The sequence below is a fragment of the Thioalkalivibrio sp. ALE31 genome (genome assembly GCF_000377405.1).
In the GTDB taxonomy this organism is placed as follows: domain Bacteria; phylum Pseudomonadota; class Gammaproteobacteria; order Ectothiorhodospirales; family Ectothiorhodospiraceae; genus Thioalkalivibrio.
Genome location: NZ_KB905020.1, coordinates 414,967 through 432,335 on the forward strand (window position 1 = coordinate 414,967; position 17,369 = coordinate 432,335).

Genomic DNA, 17,369 nt, shown 5'->3' on the forward strand with positions numbered 1-17,369 from the left:
GGACGTGCGATTCAATCAGCGTCTCCCTATAATCGCGCCCTGCCTGACCCCAACCTTCACCACCGGACCGAGCGCCCCATGAGCCAGACCTCCTTCGCCGTATTCGCCGAGAAAGCCCTGGACGACATCCAGACCCGCCTGAGCGACCAGAGCGCGCTGGACGACCTGGATATCGACCTGATCGACGGCGTGATGACCATCGAATTCGACGACGGCGCCCAGCTCATCCTGAACCGCCAAGAGGCCGCCGAGCAGATCTGGCTGTCCTCCCCCGAGGGTCCGGCCCACTTCGGCTATTCCGAGGAGGAAGGTGCCTGGATCGATGACCGCAACGGCGAAGACCTGCACGCGACCCTGGTGCGCGTGATCGAGCAGAAGCTGGGCGTGCCGGTCGAACTCTGAGGCGCCGCCGCCGGGCGCCCGAACTCGACAGCTCCTAGTCGCCCTTGCCCGACCCCTTGTCCGTATCGTCCTGCCCGGCTGTGGCCCGATCCGTGGGCCGATCAGCGGCGGCGGGCGGCTCGTCTTCCAGCGCGCGCAGGTGCGCCTCGACCTCGGCCAGCACCGGGTGCGGCTTGTCCTGTTCCAGCGCCACGTCGATCGCCCGCAGCGCCTCCACCGCCTGCGGGTCGCCCCGCAGCGGCATGCGTGCCACCCCCAGCGCCAGCATCCGGAACTGGCGGAATACCAGATAGCTGACGGTCGCCACTACCAGGGCACCCCACATGTTGTCCTGGAACCAGAGCCACACTGCTACACCGTAGCCCCCGAAGGTCAGCACGAAGATCCCCAGCGCAACACGGTGGGAACGGGCCACGATGCCTTCCAGCACCTCGCGGTTGCGGATCACGAAATCACGTTCGAAATGCAAGGGGCAGTTTCCTCGGTTCGGGGTGTCGTCAGGGACGCGCCGGCTGCTGCGCCCGCCAGCGCTCGAAGGTCGGGTATTCCTCGTAGCCCCGCGTCAAAACGTAGTCCATCACGTTGCGCAGTCGATTCAGGTGCACCACGGAGTCGATGCGGATGATCTCTTCACCCTGCTCGTCGAAGAAGATCAGGGTCGGCGCCCAGTGTATATCCAGCGCCGCCGCCCACTCCTTCGGGTTCGTGCGTTCCCCGCCGGGCGTCAGCACCGGGGTATCGGCATCGTCGGCATCCAGCTGCACCGCATCCATCAGCGCGATGCGTTCCAGCACCTCGTCCTGTTGCAGCGGCTCGGAATGCAGGATATCGCAGGCATGGCAGGCCTCGCGCTCGAAGAACACCACCAGCGGCCGATCCGCAGGGATCCGGCTGCGATCCAGCGCATACGGCGGGTTCGCGAAAAAGTCGCGCTGGTTGATGTCGTCCAGGTCAAATTTCGGCGGCGGGTCGGCCCGGTCCAGGTAGTCGCGGAAGCTCCCCTCCCGGTCGTGGCGGTCAATCACGTACTCCAGCAGCGCGCGAAAACGATACGGCGGGTAGTAGCCACGCATCTGGTGGATGCGCTCGCCCTCCTCGTCGTAGAAGGCAATCGAAGGGGTAAAGTTGAGCCGCTGTTCGGCCGCGTAGCGCCGCTCGATCCAGGTCTCGCCATCGAGATCGATAACTTCCCGCGTCCCCAGGGCATCAATCGCGACGACATTGAAATGGGCCGACAGATATTCCCGGATGTCGTCCTGCGCGAAATTCTTGTCGAACAGCGCCTCGCAGTAGGGACAGTCGTCCATGCCGAAGTAGACCGCCAGCCCCATCTTGCCCTGCTCGACCGCATCGTCCAGGTCCTCGCGCAGGTCCAGGAAACTCAGTTCGAACCAGTCCGGCGTATGCAACCCGATCGGCCGCGGCGTGTCGTCGAAGACCAGTCCTTCGTCCGCCCCGGCCCCGTCGTCCGCCGACACGGGCGACGCCACAAGCGCCAACGCCAGCATCACGAGCGCGAGAATGGCGAGCAGGCCGGGACGACGAGTTCGGCAATACGGGCGTTTCACGTGGGCGGTTTCCGAAAGGGCCTGCTACTCGGACGGCGGCTCCAGCACCGAGGTTCCCCCGAGATACGGACGCAGCTTTTCCGGGATCCGGATGGAGCCATCCGCCTGCTGATGATTCTCCAGCAACGCGACCAGTGCGCGCCCCACCGCCACCCCCGAGCCATTGATGGTGTGAACCAGCTCGGGCCGCTCGCCGGCCTTCGGCCGGAAGCGCGCCTGCATACGCCGGGCCTGGAAGGCCTCGAAGTTCGAGCACGACGAGATCTCGCGGTACGCATCCTGCGCCGGCAACCAGACCTCGAGGTCATAGGTGCGCGCCGCGGCGAAGCCCATGTCACCAGCGCTCAGGAGCATGACGCGATAGGGCAGTTCCAGTGCCTGCAGCACGGCCTCGGCGTGCCCCAGCAGGCTCTCGAGCGCCACATCGGAGTCTTCGGGCCGAACAATCTGCACCAGCTCCACCTTCTCGAACTGGTGCTGCCGGATCAGGCCGCGTACGTCCCGGCCGTAGCTGCCCGCCTCGGAGCGGAAGCACGGGGTATGGGCCACCATCCGCAACGGCAGCTCGTCGGCCTCCAGGATCTGGTCCCGCACCAGGTTGGTCAGCGTGACCTCGGCCGTGGGGATCAGGCGGTAGCGCTGATCACAGTCCACCGAGAACAGATCCGCATCGAATTTCGGCAACTGGCCGGTGCCCTCCAGCGACTCGGGATTCGCCAGGTAGGGCACATAGGTCTCCTGGTAGCCGTGCGTACCGGTGTGCAGGTCCAGCATGAACTGGGTCAGCGCCCGGTGCAGCCGGGCCATCTCCCCGCGCATGACCACAAACCGCGACCCGGCAACACGAACGGCCGCCTCGAAATCCAGCCAGCCGCCCGGCAGACCCAGATCCACGTGATCCCGCGGCGTGAAGTCGAAATCCGCCGGCGTACCCTCGCGCCGGATTTCCACGTTGGACTTCTCGTCCAGGCCGTCCGGCACATCCGCCTGTGGCAGGTTGGGGATCCCCATCAACAGCGCGTCCAGTTCCTCCTGCACCCCGTGCAGGTCGGTCTCGCACTGCTTGAGCTCGTCGCCCAGGCGCCCGACCTCGGCCTTCAGCGGTTCGATGTCCTCGCCCCGGGCCTTGGCCTGGCCAATGCCCTTGGAGCGGGTATTGCGCTCGGCCTGCAGCTCCTGGGTGCGCACCTGCAAGGCCTTGCGCCGCGCCTCCAGGGCCTCGAAACGTTCGCGGTCCAGGGTGTACCCACGACGCTCGAGCGCGGTGGCGGTCGCATCCAGATCCTGACGCAGGCTGCGGATATCAAGCATGACGGCTTTCCAGTACGGGGTTGCGGGAACGACGGGGAAGTCTACGGTCGCGGCCCCGTGGCGTCCACGGGCACCACCCGGTCGCTCACGAAGCCATCGCCCCCGGGGACGCACACCCCGCACAGCCCGGCGGCCGCGGCCACACCGGAACCCCGCCCCATCCCCATCCCATGCGCAGTTCGCGGAAAAGACCTACAGTTTATGCGATCACATCGCGTGCACCCAGCAGGCCCCTATCATCGAAGCCATGAGCGCACATCCGTCCATCGACCCGACCGAGACCGCCACGCAGGCACTGGCCACGGTCATCAACACCCTGGCGACCGCGCTGCCCGCCGATGCCCTGGTGACCGAGACCGCGGAACGCCGCGCCTACGAGTGCGACGGCCTCTCTGCCTACCGCCAGATCCCAGGGGCGGTCGCCCTCCCGCGCACGCGGGAAGAACTCCTGACCTGCCTGCAGGTCTGCCGCGAACACGGGGTGCCGATCATCCCGCGCGGCGCCGGCACGGGGCTGTCCGGCGGCGCACTGCCGAGCGAGACCGGGCTGCTGCTGTCCATGGCACGCTTCAACCGCATTCTCGAGATCGACGCGGACAATCGCTGTGCAGTGGTGCAGCCGGGGGTGCGCAACCTGGCGATCTCCGAAGCCGCGGCGCCGCAAGGGCTCTACTACGCCCCCGACCCCTCCTCGCAGATCGCCTGCTCCATCGGCGGCAACGTAGCCGAGAACGCGGGGGGCGTGCATTGCCTCAAGTACGGGCTGACCGTGCACAACGTCATCGGGCTGGAGATCGTCACCCTCGACGGCGAGACCATCCGGCTAGGCGGCAAGACCCTGGATACCGCCGGCCTGGACCTCCTCGCCTTCATGGTCGGTTCCGAGGGCATGCTGGGCGTTGTCACCGAGGTCACCGTCCGCCTGCTGCCACGCCCGGAACGCACCCAGGTCCTGCTCGCCAGCTTTGCCGACGTGGAATCGGCCGGGCGTGCCGTGGCCGGGATCATTGCTGCCGGGCTGGTCCCGGCCGGGCTCGAGATGATGGACAACGCCGCCATCCGCGCGGCGGAGGACTTCGTCCATGCCGACTATCCGACCGACGCGGCGGCCATCCTGCTGTGCGAACTCGACGGGACCAATGCCGAGGTCTCGGAGGACATCATGGTCGTGCGCAAGAAACTGCTGGACCTGGGCGCCACCGAGGTGCGCACCGCCCGCGACGATGCCGAGCGTGCGCGCTTCTGGGCCGGGCGCAAGGCGGCGTTCCCCGCCGCCGGCCGCATCTCGCCGGACTACTACTGCATGGACGGCACCATCCCGCGCCACCAGCTCGGTACCGTGCTGGAACGCATCAACGGGCTGTCACAAGAGCACGGCCTGGGGGTGTGCAACGTGTTCCACGCCGGCGACGGCAACCTGCACCCGCTGATCCTGTACGACGCCAATCAGCCCGGACAACTGGAGACCGCGGAGACCTTCGGTCAGCAGATCCTCGAGCTGTGCGTGGAGGTCGGCGGCACCGTCACCGGGGAACACGGCGTCGGTGTGGAAAAGCTGGACGGGATGTGCGTGCAGTTCGCCGCCCCGGAGCTCGAACAGTTTCACCACCTGCGCCGTGCGTTCGACCCGCTGGGCCTGCTCAATCCCGGCAAGGCCGTCCCCACCCTGGCACGCTGTGCCGAGTTCGGGCGCCAGCATGTACACGGCGGCCAGGTGTCGCATCCCGATCTGCCGCGTCTGTAGGATGCCAGCCCCGAACCCACCGCACGCGACCGCTACCATGTCCGACACGACGCTGGCCACCCCGCTGGCCGACGAGTTCTCCGGTGCCGTCGATGCCACCCTGAACGCGCTGCAGGCCCTGGTCCCACTGGACATCTGGATGCTGACGCGAGTCGAGGCCGACGACTGGATCGTCCTGCACACACGCGGGCGGGCCCCACGCTTCCGTCCGGGTGCCGCGTTCAGCTGGCAGCACTCCTACTGTGTCCACATGCACGCCGGCGAGGGGCCGAACGTGGCCGCCGATGCGCGCAGCGTGCCCGCCTACGCCAGTGCCCCCATCAATGACATCGCGGCCATCGGCTGCTACGTGGGATTCCCCCTGCACGACGCCGAAGGCCAGCTGTTCGGCACCCTGTGCGGTCTGCACCCCGAGCCCGTGGATCCCGCCATCGAACGCCACGAACCGGTCATCCGCGCCCTGGCCGAATCCCTGAGCCACGTGCTGCGCCTGAGCCAGCGCGCCGAGGTCCTGGACCGCCTGCGCCAGCACACAGCCCTGTCCGTGCACAGCGACCCGCTGACCGGGGTCCTCAATCGGCACGGATGGGAGCTCGCGCTGGAGGCCGAAGAGACCCGATGCCAGCGGCTCGGACAACCCGCCGGGATCATCGCGCTGGATTTCTTTCCGGAGGGCTTGTCCTCCGACGGGGCCGAAGGCCACGACGACACCGAACTGGTGCGGGCGATCCTCGCCCTGCAGGAGCGGGCACACCCCACCGACCGGATCGGACGCCTGGGTGGCGGCCGCTTCGCCCTGCTCGCGAGCGAGATGAAGAACCCGTCGCTCGCGGAACGCGCCCGATCACTGCAACAATATCTGGCGGATCAGCGCATCCCGGCCAGTGTCGGGTACGCAGCACGCGAACCGGGCACCGGCAGCCTCGCAAGCGCCCTGCAAAACGCCGCACGCGGGAAACGCAACGCGCCACAACCCACGTCTCCCTGAACCACCCGTCCCGCCCCAGCGCTCGCTCGACAGGACACACCATGGCCCGGACCTTCGACCCAGCCGACCCTTCGCACACCCCGTTCAATCTCGGGGTCGATCACACCCTGAAGCTGCTCCACCGCCTCGCGCCGCTGGATGTCTGGATGCTGACCCGCATCGAGGACAACGAGCAGATCGTGGTGCGCGCCGACGATCACGGCTACGGGATTGAACCGGGCACCGCCTTTGACTGGGGCAACTCCTTCTGCATCCGCATGCTGGCCGAGCGCGGCCCGCGAATCGCTCCGGACGTGACACAGGTGCCCGCCTACCAGGAAGCACTCGCCGCGCAGACGGATCCACCCGCCATTGGCAGCTACATCGGCTTTCCGGTACACGACCGCGAGTACGGCATGTACGGCATGTACGGCGTGCTGTGTGCAATGCATCCCGAGCCCGTCTCCCAGGCGATCGAATCGCGCGCGGGGGAGATCGAGTCCGCGGTTCAGGTGATCGAGGCACTGCTGCGACAACGCCGCCACATCGACGAACTCGAACGCGAACGCGAAGCGCTGATCCTGGAGGCCTATAACGACAGCCTGACCGGTACCCGCAACCGCCGCGGCTGGCAGATCGCGCTCGATGCCGAGGAACAGCGCTGCGAGGATCACAGCCTTCCGGCGGGCATCATCGCCCTGGATCTCGACCACCTGAAGGCGGTCAACGACCATGAGGGCCACGACGCCGGTGACCGGATGATCCAGGCGGCGGGCCAGGCGCTGCGGAGTGCCAGCCGCGAGAACGATGTGGTCGCGCGCCTGGGCGGCGACGAGTTCGGCGTGCTCCTGCCGGAGACCCCGGCGGACTACCTGCCCGAGATCGCCGACCGGCTGCGCGCGGCGCTCCTGGCGGCAGGTGTCGAGGCCTCCATTGGCTACGCCTGCCGCACCTTCAGCGGCTCGCTGGCCGCCGCCCAGAGCAACGCCGACGCCGCCATGTACGCCGACAAGCGCCAGCGCCGCGGCCCGTCGGCCCACTGATCGCCGCCAGGGAAGCACTGACTCATGGTTACGCGCGTTGCGGCCCGCCTGCGCCCCGAAGTCGCGCAGGTGCCGAGCGGCGGGTATCCAGAACCGGCGGCCCGTCTCGCTCCGCCCCGCCCGAAACCCGCTGCCGCAGGCCCGCCTTTGGTTTACCATTGAGGCCTTCGCATCCGGGCGACCCCAATTCTACGAGGCCGTTTCATGAGCAAAACCGTCACGCTGACCGACAACACCACGGGCAAGAGCATCGAGCTGCCGATCCAGGAGGGCTCGCACGGCCCCAACTGCCTCGATATCCGCGCCCTGTACAAGGAGCTTGGCTACTTCACCTACGACCCGGGCTTCATGTCCACGGCCAGCTGTCGTTCGGACGTCACCTTCATCGACGGCGACGAAGGCACCCTGCTCTATCGCGGCTACCCCATCGAGCAACTCGCCTCCGAGAGCACCTACCTCGAGGTCTGCTACCTGCTGCTGAACGGCGAACTTCCCTCCTCCGACGATCTCCACGACTTCTCGCGCATCATCAAGGAACACTCGATGCTGCACGAGGCGGTGCGCCGCTTCTTCGACGGCTTCCGCCACGATGCGCACCCGATGGCGATCATGGTCGGCGTAGTCGGCGCCCTGTCGGCCTTCTATCACGACAACGTCGACGTGCATAACCCGGAGCACCGCCGCATCGCCGCGCACCGGCTGATCTCCAAGATGCCGACCATCGCCGCCTGGTCGTACAAATACGCCCACGGCCAGCCGTTCATGTACCCGGATAACAACCTGTCCTACACGGCCAACTTCCTGTCGATGATGTTCGGGGTCCCCAGCGAGCCCTACCAGCCGAACCCGGTGTTCGTGCGCGCCCTGGACCTGATCCTGATCCTGCACGCCGACCACGAGCAGAACGCCTCGACCTCCACCGTGCGCCTGTCCGGCTCCTCGGAGGCCAACCCGTTCGCGGCCATCTCCGCCGGCATCGCCTCGCTGTGGGGCCCGCTCCACGGCGGCGCGAACGAGAAGGTCATCCGCATGCTCGAGGAGATCGTGAACTCCGACAAGAGCGTCGAGGACTTCGTCGCCCGGGCCAAGGACAAGAACGATCCCTTCCGCCTGATGGGCTTCGGTCACCGGGTCTACAAGAACTACGACCCGCGCGCCAAGATCATCCGCAAGATGTGCCACGAGCTACTGGAAGAGATGGGCGACATGGGCGCCGATAACCAGCCACTGTTCGACGTGGCCATGGAGCTCGAACGCATCGCGATGGAGGACGACTACTTCATCGAGCGCAAGCTCTACCCGAATGTCGACTTCTACTCCGGCATCATCCTGCGCGCGATGGGCATCCCGCTGAACATGTTCACCGTGATCTTTGCGCTGGCGCGCACGGTCGGCTGGATCTCGCACTGGAACGAGATGATGATGGACCCCGAATCCCGCATCGGCCGTCCGCGCCAGCTCTACACCGGCTACCCCTCCCGCGAATACGTCGCCATCGAGCAGCGCTGACCGGGACAGCAAAAAGGCTGGCCCGGCCCGCACGGCCGTACCGACCAAAGACCAGCCGACAGGCTCCTAGCGTCGGGCGCGAAAGAAGCGGCGCAGCTGCTCGGCGGCTTCCTCCCCGAGAATCCCGCCGGTCACCTCGAGCCGATGGTTGTGCGCCGGATGCTCGATCAGATCCAGCGCACTCCCTGCGGCGCCGGTTCGCGGATCGGGCGCGCCGTATACCAGGTGGGCTACCCGGGCGTGGATCATGGCACCGGCACACATGCTGCATGGCTCCAGGGTCACGTAGAGGGTGGTGCCGGGCAGCCGATAGTTCTGCAAGCGCTCGCCGGCTTCGCGCAGCGCCCGGATCTCGGCATGCGCCGTCGGGTCGTGGAGCGCGATCGGTGCATTGTGGCAGGCGGCCAGACAGGTGCCATCGGCGTCCACCAGGACCGCGCCGACCGGGACCTCGCCGACTGCGGCCGCCCGATCCGCCAGGGACAGGGCGCGCTCCATCCAGTAGTCCGCCGCTCCCGGCGCGTCGGGCGCCGGGCCGGTCTCGCCCGGCGCCACGCTACGCGGCACTGGGGGGCCTCGGGGGCGGCTCGTCCAGCGCCGCCTCGATCGCCTGGACCAGCTCCGACGGCTTCTTCTGCGGGGCAAACCGCCGGATCACCCGGCCGTCGCGACCGACCAGGAACTTGGTGAAGTTCCACTTGATGCCCTGCGTACCCAGGGCCCCCGGTGCCTGTTCCTTGAGGTGTCGAAACAGCGGATGGGCCTCGGTACCGTTCACCTCGACCTTGGCGAACACCGGGAACGACACCCCGAATCGCGTGCCGCAGGCGCGGATCTGCCCGGCATCCCCCGGCTCCTGACCTCCGAACTGGTTGCACGGAAAGCCCAGCACGCGGAACCCCCGTTCGCCATAGCGTTCGGCCAGGGCCTGCAGACCCTCGTACTGCGGCGTGAAACCGCACTCGCTGGCCACGTTCACGATCAGCAGGATATCCCCACGCCAGGCGGCCAGCGGCTGCTCGTCGCCGTCGAGCAGCGGGGCGGAAAAATCGAACACATCGGTCATTCGTCCATCCCGTGCCCGGTCTCGCGCAGCGCTTCGTCTTCCAGTTCCGCCAGCACGTCGGCGGCGGCTTGCGACAGTGCGGCCACCAGGCGTGAGGCCGATCGCCGGTCGAGCGTGTGGGCCGCCTCCAGGTGTACCAGGCGCGCCTGCGTGTCCGTGCGGAGTTGGGCCCGCAGTCCGACGCGACCCGTGCCCTGTACGGCCTCACCGGTGTCCACAGCGCTCAGTGCCTCCAGATTGGCGGCATCCAGATCGCCGTACAACGCCGTAACGAGGATGTGCAACTGCACCGCCGGTCGCCCTTCGGCCCAGGCGTCCGCCGCGTTATCCACCAGCTCGATGGCGGTACCGTTGCGGGTCCAGCGTTCGCGCAGCAGCTGCTCGAACTGCTCGGCCGGCCGCAGGAACCACTCGTTGTAGTAGTCCGACTCGTAGCGATGGTCCCCCAGGCGGTAGACCAGTCCCTTGCCAGAATAGGCCGGCGCCACGCGCACCGATCCCAGTTCGACCGCCAGGGGCTCGGCGTCTCCGGCCATGCGCGGCGCCGGCTCGGCGGGCAACTCCAGCAGGAACCACGAGCGGTCAACGGCCTCGCGTTCGGGGATCAGCGTGCAGCCGCCCAGTGTCCAGGCGATCAGCAGCAGTGCGGCAACGCTCCATCGGGTCATCCATCTACTCCTTGTCCATGGTGCTGCGGGGCGGCGGGGCACCGAACAGCGCGCCCCCCGGGTTGCGGCGTACGTCATCGGACAGGCTGCGCAGTCCGGCGATCGCGGCCTGCAATTCGTCCAGGGTTTCCAGCAGCTTGGCCTCGCTCACATCCATGCCCCGATCGAGGCGTTCGACCATCGAATCCATCCGGTCGACCAGCCGTCCGACATCCGCCGCTTCGGCCGTCTCGCGCAGTTCCCGCAGCGCGGCCCGCGTCTCGCTGGGCAATGCCTGGGTATCCGGGTGCTCGATCAGGCGCTCGACCGACTCCATCACCCGGGTGGCCGTGCGGGTTGTTGTCTGCAGCTCCTCGATCATTTGATCCGCCTGGTCCGCCAGGCGGGCGGTATCCAGGTCCCGGATCGTGGTCTCCACCGTGACCAGCAGGCTCGTCAGGTTGTCCACCACACCCTCGATGTCCAGCTCGTCGATACGCTTGAGGAGGTTCTCGGCATACTCCAGAAACTGCATGGCGGTACTTGGTGCGGACGGGATGTAGATACCCTCCGGGTCCCAGTCATGTGCCAGTGGCGGATGGGCCTCGGGGTCCGAGAAGTCCGCCTCGAGATAGTTCATACCAGTGATTCCCTGAGCGGCCATGCGGACCCGAAGCCCGGCATCGATCAGGTTTTCGAAGACCTCCACGCGGAACTCGCCCTCCTGCGCACTGGCCGCAAAACGATCCGGGTACAGCCGCGCCCGCACCATCACGTAGCGTTTGCGATCGCGCGGCGGGATATCCGCCTCGTACACCACCGAGGTAAACGTCATGTCGGTCACCTCGCCAATGGTCACCCCGCGGAACTTCACGGGCGCCCCCACCTCCAGGCCCTGGATCGACGCGTCCATGTACGTCTCGATCTGGATCGACGGGCGCAGGAGATTGCCCGCCGTCAGGATCAGCAGCGCCGCGACCAGCGCGGCCAGCCCCCCGAGGATGAACAGCCCCAGCCGGAAATGATGTCGGGCACTCATGCGGGCCTCTCCTCGTCGGAATCCGTCCGCCGCAGGAAACGCTGTACCCACGGGTGGTTCGATGTATCGCGCAGGGTGGCCGGGTCGCCCTCGGCCGCAATCCCCTGACTCTCCTTGTCGAGCATAATCACCCGGTCGGCGATCGCAAAAATGCTGGCCAGTTCGTGACTGACGATCACGATCGTCATGTCCAGGGTGCGGGCCAGACGCTGGATCAGCCGGTCCAGATCGGCCGAGGTAATCGGATCGAGCCCGGCCGAGGGCTCGTCCAGAAACAGCACTTCCGGGTCCAGCACCATGGCCCGCGCGATCGCTGCCCGCTTCTGCATCCCCCCGCTGATCTCGGAGGGCATGAAATCGGCAAACGCCCCCAGCCCCACCAATTGCAGACGCGCCCGCGCGATCGCGTCCATCGCCTCGCGCGGCAGATCGGTATGGACCTCCAGCGGCAGGCGCACATTCTCCAGCAAGGTCATCGAGCCGAACAGCGCGCCCATCTGGTACATCACCCCCACGCGCCGCAGGATCGCCTCCCGCTGCGCCTCGTCGGCCTCGGCGATATCCGCGCCGGCCACCCAGATATGCCCGGCCAGCGGCTGGTAGAGCCCGATCATGTGCTTGAGCAGCGTGCTCTTGCCACTTCCGGAGCCGCCCAGGATCACGAAAATCTCGCCCCGACGCACGTCGAAATTGAGATCACGCATCAGTACCAGATCGTCAAAGCCCATGGTCAGACCACGGACGCGGATCACCACGTCGCGATCTTCAGGATCCGCCATGTGCATGTGCGTCTGGTTCATGCGTCAGACCCCGAGATGGTAGAACAGCACGGCAAACACGCCGTCCAGCACCACGATCAGGATGATCGACGTCACCACCGCGCTGGTGGTGGACAGCCCCACCGAGGCCGCCCCGCTCCCGGTCTGCAGCCCGCGCAGGCACCCCACGCCGGCCACCACTAGGCCGAATACCACGGCCTTGACCAGCCCGGAAAACAGATCCGACGGGCTCAATGCGGATGTCACCTGGTTGAAGTACGCCACCCAGGGGATGCCGAAGCCCTGCATCACCACCGCGCCACCAATCAGCCCGATCATGTTGGCGTACAGCGCCAGCAGTGGCGCCACCAGCAAACCGGCCAGCACCTTCGGCAAAACGAGAAAGTGCACCGGATCCAGCCCCATCGTCTTCAGGGCATTGACCTCCTCGTTCACCTTCATGGTCCCGATCTCGGCCGCGAATGCCGCCCCGGAACGGCCGGCGAGCAGGATGGCCATCATCAACGGCCCCAGTTCGCGGAACAGCGAAACCGCCACCAGGTTCGCCACAAAGATCTCGCCGCCGAACTGGCGCATGGCGATCGCCGACTGAAACGCCAGGATCACCCCCAGCAGGAATGCAATCAGCGAGACAATGGGCAATGCCTGAAAGCCCGCGGCCTCCGCCACGCGCAGGGTGTCGCCCCAGCGCACCTGGCGCGGGCGCCGCAGAGAGCTGCCGATGGCCCGGGCCAGCTCGCCCACGAAGGTGAACTGCGAGTGGGCGGCGCGCCCCACGCGGTCGACCCCGTCCAGCAACGCCGGCCACCAGCCACGGCCCCGGGCGGCCCGCGCCGGCTCGACCGTCTCCAGCTCGCGGTATGGCGCCAGCTGGTCCCGGACCATCGACCCCATCCCTTCGAACCGGACCTCGGCCCCTGCCCTCCCGAGGTCCAGCTCCAGCGCATGCAGCAGTGCGGCCCCCGCGCCATCGCAGTACTCGACGCCCTCCATATCGACGACCACATCCTGCGCCCCCGCCTGCTGCGCCAGATCGCGCACACGCCGCCGCAGTGTGCCCCAGTGACGTTCCACCGCATGCACATCCAGCCGCCCGGTCAGGCGCAGGCGGGGCGCCGGGTCGGCTGTGGCATCATATTCAAACGACTGTCGCCCACCGGCGGCCGTGGAATCCATCGCGCAACTCGCGTAGAACGTGCGGCCATGGTAGCCGCAACACGGCCCCGGGAACCATTCGCCCACCCGGAACATTCCAAGGCCTGTCCGCCATCACCAATCACGAGGCTCGCATGCCATCGGCTCAGGAAGCCCTGCAACAGATTGAACACGCACTCAACGAAGTGCTCCTCGGCAAACCCGAGCCGGTGCGACTGGCCCTGGCCTGTCTGCTGGCCAACGGGCACCTGCTGATCGAGGATCAGCCCGGTGTCGGCAAGACCACTCTGGCCCACGCCCTTGCCCGGGCGATGGCCCTCGACTACCAGCGGGTACAGTTCACCAGCGACCTGTTGCCCGGCGACGTCCTGGGCGTCTCCATCTTCGAACAGGGGAGCGGCGAGTTTCGCTTCCATCCCGGCCCCGTCTTCACCCAGGTGCTCCTGGCGGACGAGATCAACCGTGCGCCTCCCAAGACGCAAAGCGCATTGCTGGAGGCCATGGAGGAGCGCCAGGCCAGTGTCGAGGGCGCGACCCGCGCCTTGCCGGTGCCGTTCTTCGTGATCGCCACCCAGAACCCGGAGGAGCAGGTCGGCACGCACCCGCTGCCGGAGTCCCAGCTCGACCGCTTCCTGATGCGCATCCAGCTGGGCTACCCGGATGCCGGAGCCGAACGCGCCCTGCTCGAGCGCAGCGGCCCGGCCCCGACGGCCGCGCCGGTCGCCGAGACCCACCCGACACCCCCCAGCCTGGCGGCCCCGCATCAGCTGCGCGAATGGCAGGACCAGGTGGCCGGCGTCCACGCGGATGCCGCAGTCCTCGATTACCTGCAGGGCCTGTTGAGTGCAAGCCGCGATCGGGCCCGCTTCGCCCACGGGCTGTCGCCCCGCGCCGGGCTGGGACTCCTGCGCGCGGCCCGGGCCCATGCCTTTCTCGACGGCCGCGACTACACCACGCCCGACGACGTCGTCCGTGTACTGCCCTCGGTCGCCGGCCACCGCCTGCGGCCGCGCGAGCCGCAGAGCCCCGAACGCACGGTCGCACGCCTGATGGAATGCGTCCCGACTCCATGACCCGTTCTCCCCGCGCGCGAGGCCGCATGGCGCGAGTGCGGGACGACGCGATCCGCTGGATCACCCGCCGCCACGCGCACGACGGCCAGGCGGCCCGCCTGGGCCGAGACCGCATCTACATCCTGCCCACGCGGGCCGGCTACACCCTGCTCGGGATCCTCCTGGTGATGCTCCTGGGTTCGATCAACTACTCCAACAACATGGCGTTCCTGCTGACCTTCCTGCTGGTCGGCATCGGCCACAACGCCATGTGGTACACCCACCGCAACCTGCTCGGCCTGCAGGTGGCCACCCTGCCCGTGCCGCCGGTCTTTGCCGGCCAGCCACTCGGTATCCCGCTGCGCCTGAGCGAGACAGACGGGCGCGCCCGCGAGGCTCTGGTGCTGCGTGTCGGCAACCGGGCGACGGGCCCGTTTCCGGTACCGGGCCGGGGCGCCGAAACCGCCCGCCTGGAACTGTCCGGTCAGCCGCGAGGGCTCTACCGTCTGCCGCGCCAGCGGCTCGACACCCGCTACCCGCTGGGCATCCTCGAGGCCTGGACCTGGCTGACGCTGACCCCGGAGATCGTGGTCTATCCGGACCCCATCGACCCGGGCGCCACACTCGGCGGGACCGGAGAAGACGAGGCGCCCGCCTCCACCGGCCACGCGGGGGATGCCCCGGACCAGATTCGCCCCTACCGACCCGGGGACCCTACCGGACGCATCATCTGGAAGGCCTTTGCCCGCAGCGGCAAACTCCACGTGCGCGAGGCCGCCAGTGGCCAGGGCGATCGCCTGTGGCTGGAGTGGGACGCGATGCCCGCCCCGGATACCGAGACACGCCTGTCCATGCTGTGCCATCAGGTGCTGGCGGCCCATGCCGAGGGTCGTTTCTTCGGCCTGCGTCTCCCCGACCAGACCCTGGAACCGGGCCAGGGTGTCAGCCACCGGGATTCCTGCCTCCGGGCGCTTGCCGGGTTTCGGACCGAGCCCATCGAACTCGACCCGGAGCCCCGCTCATGACACCCGCGCCCACCCCGGCGGACCCGCGGGCCGAGCTGCGCGGCCTGGACCTGGCCCTGGTCGCGTTGCCGGTGGCCGCCCTGCCGCACGTCTGGCATCAGCCCCTGTGGATCACCGCGCTGGTGGTGCTCGCGATCGCCACCCGGGCGTGGCTGCTGGCCACCGGACGCGCTGCCCCCTCGCTGGCCGCCATGAGCCTGCTGGCCCTGATCGCCGGCGGACTGACCTTTGCCCAGTTCGGCACCGTGTTCGGCCAGGAGGCCGGCACCGCCCTGCTGCTCGTCATGATCGCCTTCAAGCTGCTGGAGACCCGCAACCGACGCGACATCGTGATCGCCCTGTTCCTCGGCTATTTTGTGGTCGTCACCACCTATTTCTTCGATCAGTCCATCCTGATCGCCGGCTACTCGCTCCTGGCGACCGCCCTGCTCACCGCCGCGCTGATCCAGGTCCACGCCGGGCGTCCGCTCCCGCGCCGGCAACTGGCGCGACAGGCCGGGACCATGCTGCTGCATGCCCTGCCCTTCATGCTGATCCTGTTCTTCGTCTTCCCGCGCGTGGAAGGTCCGCTCTGGGGAGACCCGCAGCGCGAGGAGAGCGCCCGCACCGGGTTGTCCGGCGAGCTCAATCCCGGTGACATCGCCAGTCTGCTGCAGGACGACTCCACCGCCCTGCGGGTCGAATTCACCGACGCGGTGCCCCCTCCGCGCGCGCAGTACTGGCGCGCCCTGGTGATGACGGATTTCGACGGTCGGCGCTGGTCCGCCGACGAAAACCGGTCCGTGATCGAGGCCCCCGCACCGGATGACGACGACCGTGTCACCCGCTATACCGCCACCCTCGAGCCGACCCGCGCCCGCTATCTCCCGGTGCTGGACTACCCCGTCGCCCTGCCGGAGGACGCCGAACTGCGCGCGAACCACCAGGTCCTGCGCGATCGCCGTATCACCAGCCGCATCCAGTACAGCGCCGGGGCCGATCTGGTCACCCCGCCCGGTGCCGGCGAGACTTCACTGGATCCGCAGGAACGCGCCCGCGCCCTGCATCTGCCCCCCTCGGCCGCGCCCCGCTCGCGTGCCGAGGTCGCGCTGTGGCGCGCGACCCACGGCGACGACGACCGCGCGATCATCCAGGAGGCGCTACGCCGCTTCGCCGGCGAACCCTATCGCTACACCCTCCAGCCCCCACGCCTGCAGGACGACACCACCGACCAGTTCCTGTTCGAGACCCAGGCCGGCTACTGCGAGCACTACGCCTCCGCATTCGCCGTGCTGATGCGGGCGGCCGGCATCCCCACCCGCGTCGTCACGGGGTATCAGGGGGGTGCCTGGCAAACGCGCGGGGAATACCTGCGCCTGCGCAATGCCGACGCGCATGCCTGGAACGAGGTGTGGCTGGATGGCGAAGGCTGGGTACGCGTGGACCCCACCGCCGCCATCGCGCCCGAGCGGATCGAGCAGGGGCTGACCGGCCTCGCCCGCGACACCGGGGAGGAAATACCGGGCTTTCTCCTGCGCGGAGAGGGACTGTCGTGGCTGCAGCGGGCGCGCTTCGGTCTCGAGGACTGGGGCGATTTCGTGCGCTTTCGCTGGGAGAGCTGGGTGCTGGCGTTCGACCCAGAGCGCCAGCGCGAGCTCTTCGCCCGCCTCGGACTGGATCCGCGGGACTGGCGCTCGGTCCTGATCGCACTGGGCGTCGGATTCGGCAGCCTGGCGCTGATCGCCTTTGTCTGGATCTGGCTGCGCCGACCGCGCCAGCGGCGCTCCCCAGCCGATCGCCTGCTGCAAAGGCTATCCGACCGTATCGCACGGCATGACCGCAGCCTGGCGCGCCAGGCTCACGAACCGGTGGATGCGTGGACCCGGCGCGTCGGCCGGGCGCGTCCGGACCTCGCGCAACCGCTGACAACCTTCGCCCGCGTCTACAACCGCCAGCGCTTCGCGCCGCTGACCCCGGAGCAGCGCAAGGACCAACTTGATCACCTGCGTGACCTGCTGCGACAGGTTTCACGCGGAAAGCCCGCCGCGCCGCCAGCCCGGGAGCACGCATAACCGTCGCGCTC

Annotated in this window: 17 protein-coding genes; 8 read left to right on the forward strand and 9 right to left on the reverse strand. The window is 68.1% G+C overall.

Translation table 11 applies throughout. The features are described from left to right. Positions 1-78 precede the first annotated feature (78 nt). Positions 79-402 carry an iron donor protein CyaY gene (gene cyaY, locus D103_RS0101975; RefSeq protein WP_018867024.1) on the forward strand — a complete coding sequence of 108 codons (324 nt, stop codon included), beginning with the start codon at positions 79-81 and terminating at the stop codon, positions 400-402. 34 nt (positions 403-436) lie between these two features. Here the strand turns inward: cyaY and D103_RS0101980 are convergent, their stop codons facing one another. The 3 genes from D103_RS0101980 to serS form a co-directional block, all read right to left on the reverse strand. Continuing rightward, the gene (locus D103_RS0101980; RefSeq protein ID WP_018875617.1) at positions 437-871 is read right to left on the reverse strand and encodes a hypothetical protein; all 435 of its coding nucleotides are present in this window, start codon (positions 869-871) and stop codon (positions 437-439) included. 28 nt (positions 872-899) lie between these two features. Continuing rightward, complete coding sequence (locus D103_RS0101985; protein WP_018875618.1) at positions 900-1,910, reverse strand: thioredoxin fold domain-containing protein; 1,011 nt, start codon at positions 1,908-1,910, stop codon at positions 900-902. Between the two features lie 84 nt (positions 1,911-1,994). Further along, positions 1,995-3,281, reverse strand: coding sequence for a serine--tRNA ligase (serS, locus tag D103_RS0101990; RefSeq protein WP_018875619.1), 1,287 nt, complete (start codon positions 3,279-3,281; stop codon positions 1,995-1,997). Between the two features lie 247 nt (positions 3,282-3,528). On the opposite strand from serS, the gene D103_RS0101995 reads away from it, so the two are divergent. From D103_RS0101995 to D103_RS0102010, 4 genes are all read left to right on the forward strand, one after another. Next, the gene (locus D103_RS0101995; protein WP_018875620.1) at positions 3,529-5,025 is read left to right on the forward strand and encodes an FAD-linked oxidase C-terminal domain-containing protein; all 1,497 of its coding nucleotides are present in this window, start codon (positions 3,529-3,531) and stop codon (positions 5,023-5,025) included. Between the two features lie 37 nt (positions 5,026-5,062). Next, on the forward strand, positions 5,063-6,013 hold the full coding sequence (locus tag D103_RS0102000; protein ID WP_018875621.1) for a diguanylate cyclase domain-containing protein: 951 nt from the start codon (positions 5,063-5,065) through the stop codon (positions 6,011-6,013). Positions 6,014-6,054: 41 nt separating this feature from the next. Further along, positions 6,055-7,035, forward strand: a complete 981-nt coding sequence (locus D103_RS0102005; protein ID WP_018875622.1) for a sensor domain-containing diguanylate cyclase — start codon at positions 6,055-6,057, stop codon at positions 7,033-7,035. A 204-nt stretch (positions 7,036-7,239) separates the two neighbouring features. After that, entirely contained in the window at positions 7,240-8,544 is a 1,305-nt protein-coding gene (locus D103_RS0102010; RefSeq protein ID WP_018867031.1) for a citrate synthase, read from the forward strand. Positions 8,545-8,610: 66 nt separating this feature from the next. Here the strand turns inward: D103_RS0102010 and tadA are convergent, their stop codons facing one another. Genes tadA through D103_RS0102040 form a run of 6 tightly spaced genes read right to left on the reverse strand, consistent with a single transcriptional unit; the run spans position 8,611 to position 13,251 of the window. Further along, positions 8,611-9,111, reverse strand: coding sequence for a tRNA adenosine(34) deaminase TadA (gene tadA, locus D103_RS0102015; RefSeq protein ID WP_018875623.1), 501 nt, complete (start codon positions 9,109-9,111; stop codon positions 8,611-8,613). Next, a complete protein-coding gene (locus tag D103_RS0102020; RefSeq protein ID WP_018875624.1) occupies positions 9,101-9,610 on the reverse strand; it encodes a glutathione peroxidase in 510 nt (169 codons plus the stop codon). The genes tadA and D103_RS0102020 overlap by 11 nt, the downstream gene beginning before the upstream one ends. Next, entirely contained in the window at positions 9,607-10,278 is a 672-nt protein-coding gene (locus tag D103_RS0102025) for a membrane integrity-associated transporter subunit PqiC (RefSeq protein ID WP_018875625.1), read from the reverse strand. Before D103_RS0102025 ends, D103_RS0102020 begins: the two co-directional genes overlap by 4 nt. 4 nt (positions 10,279-10,282) lie before the next feature. Next, a complete protein-coding gene (locus D103_RS0102030) occupies positions 10,283-11,296 on the reverse strand; it encodes an MlaD family protein (RefSeq protein WP_018875626.1) in 1,014 nt (337 codons plus the stop codon). Next, positions 11,293-12,081 (reverse strand): ABC transporter ATP-binding protein, encoded by a 789-nt coding sequence (locus D103_RS0102035; protein WP_018875627.1) that lies wholly within the window; start codon positions 12,079-12,081, stop codon positions 11,293-11,295. The genes D103_RS0102030 and D103_RS0102035 overlap by 4 nt, the downstream gene beginning before the upstream one ends. Positions 12,082-12,099: 18 nt before the next feature. Further along, positions 12,100-13,251, reverse strand: a complete 1,152-nt coding sequence (locus tag D103_RS0102040; RefSeq protein ID WP_018875628.1) for an MlaE family lipid ABC transporter permease subunit — start codon at positions 13,249-13,251, stop codon at positions 12,100-12,102. Between the two features lie 113 nt (positions 13,252-13,364). On the opposite strand from D103_RS0102040, the gene D103_RS0102045 reads away from it, so the two are divergent. From D103_RS0102045 to D103_RS0102055, 3 genes are read left to right on the forward strand one after another with little or no spacing between them, the layout of a single operon-like run. Further along, positions 13,365-14,303, forward strand: coding sequence for a MoxR family ATPase (locus tag D103_RS0102045; protein ID WP_018875629.1), 939 nt, complete (start codon positions 13,365-13,367; stop codon positions 14,301-14,303). Between the two features lie 26 nt (positions 14,304-14,329). Then, the gene (locus tag D103_RS0102050) at positions 14,330-15,307 is read left to right on the forward strand and encodes a DUF58 domain-containing protein (RefSeq protein WP_018875630.1); all 978 of its coding nucleotides are present in this window, start codon (positions 14,330-14,332) and stop codon (positions 15,305-15,307) included. After that, entirely contained in the window at positions 15,304-17,358 is a 2,055-nt protein-coding gene (locus D103_RS0102055; RefSeq protein WP_018875631.1) for a DUF3488 and transglutaminase-like domain-containing protein, read from the forward strand. The genes D103_RS0102050 and D103_RS0102055 overlap by 4 nt, the downstream gene beginning before the upstream one ends. Positions 17,359-17,369 lie beyond the last annotated feature (11 nt).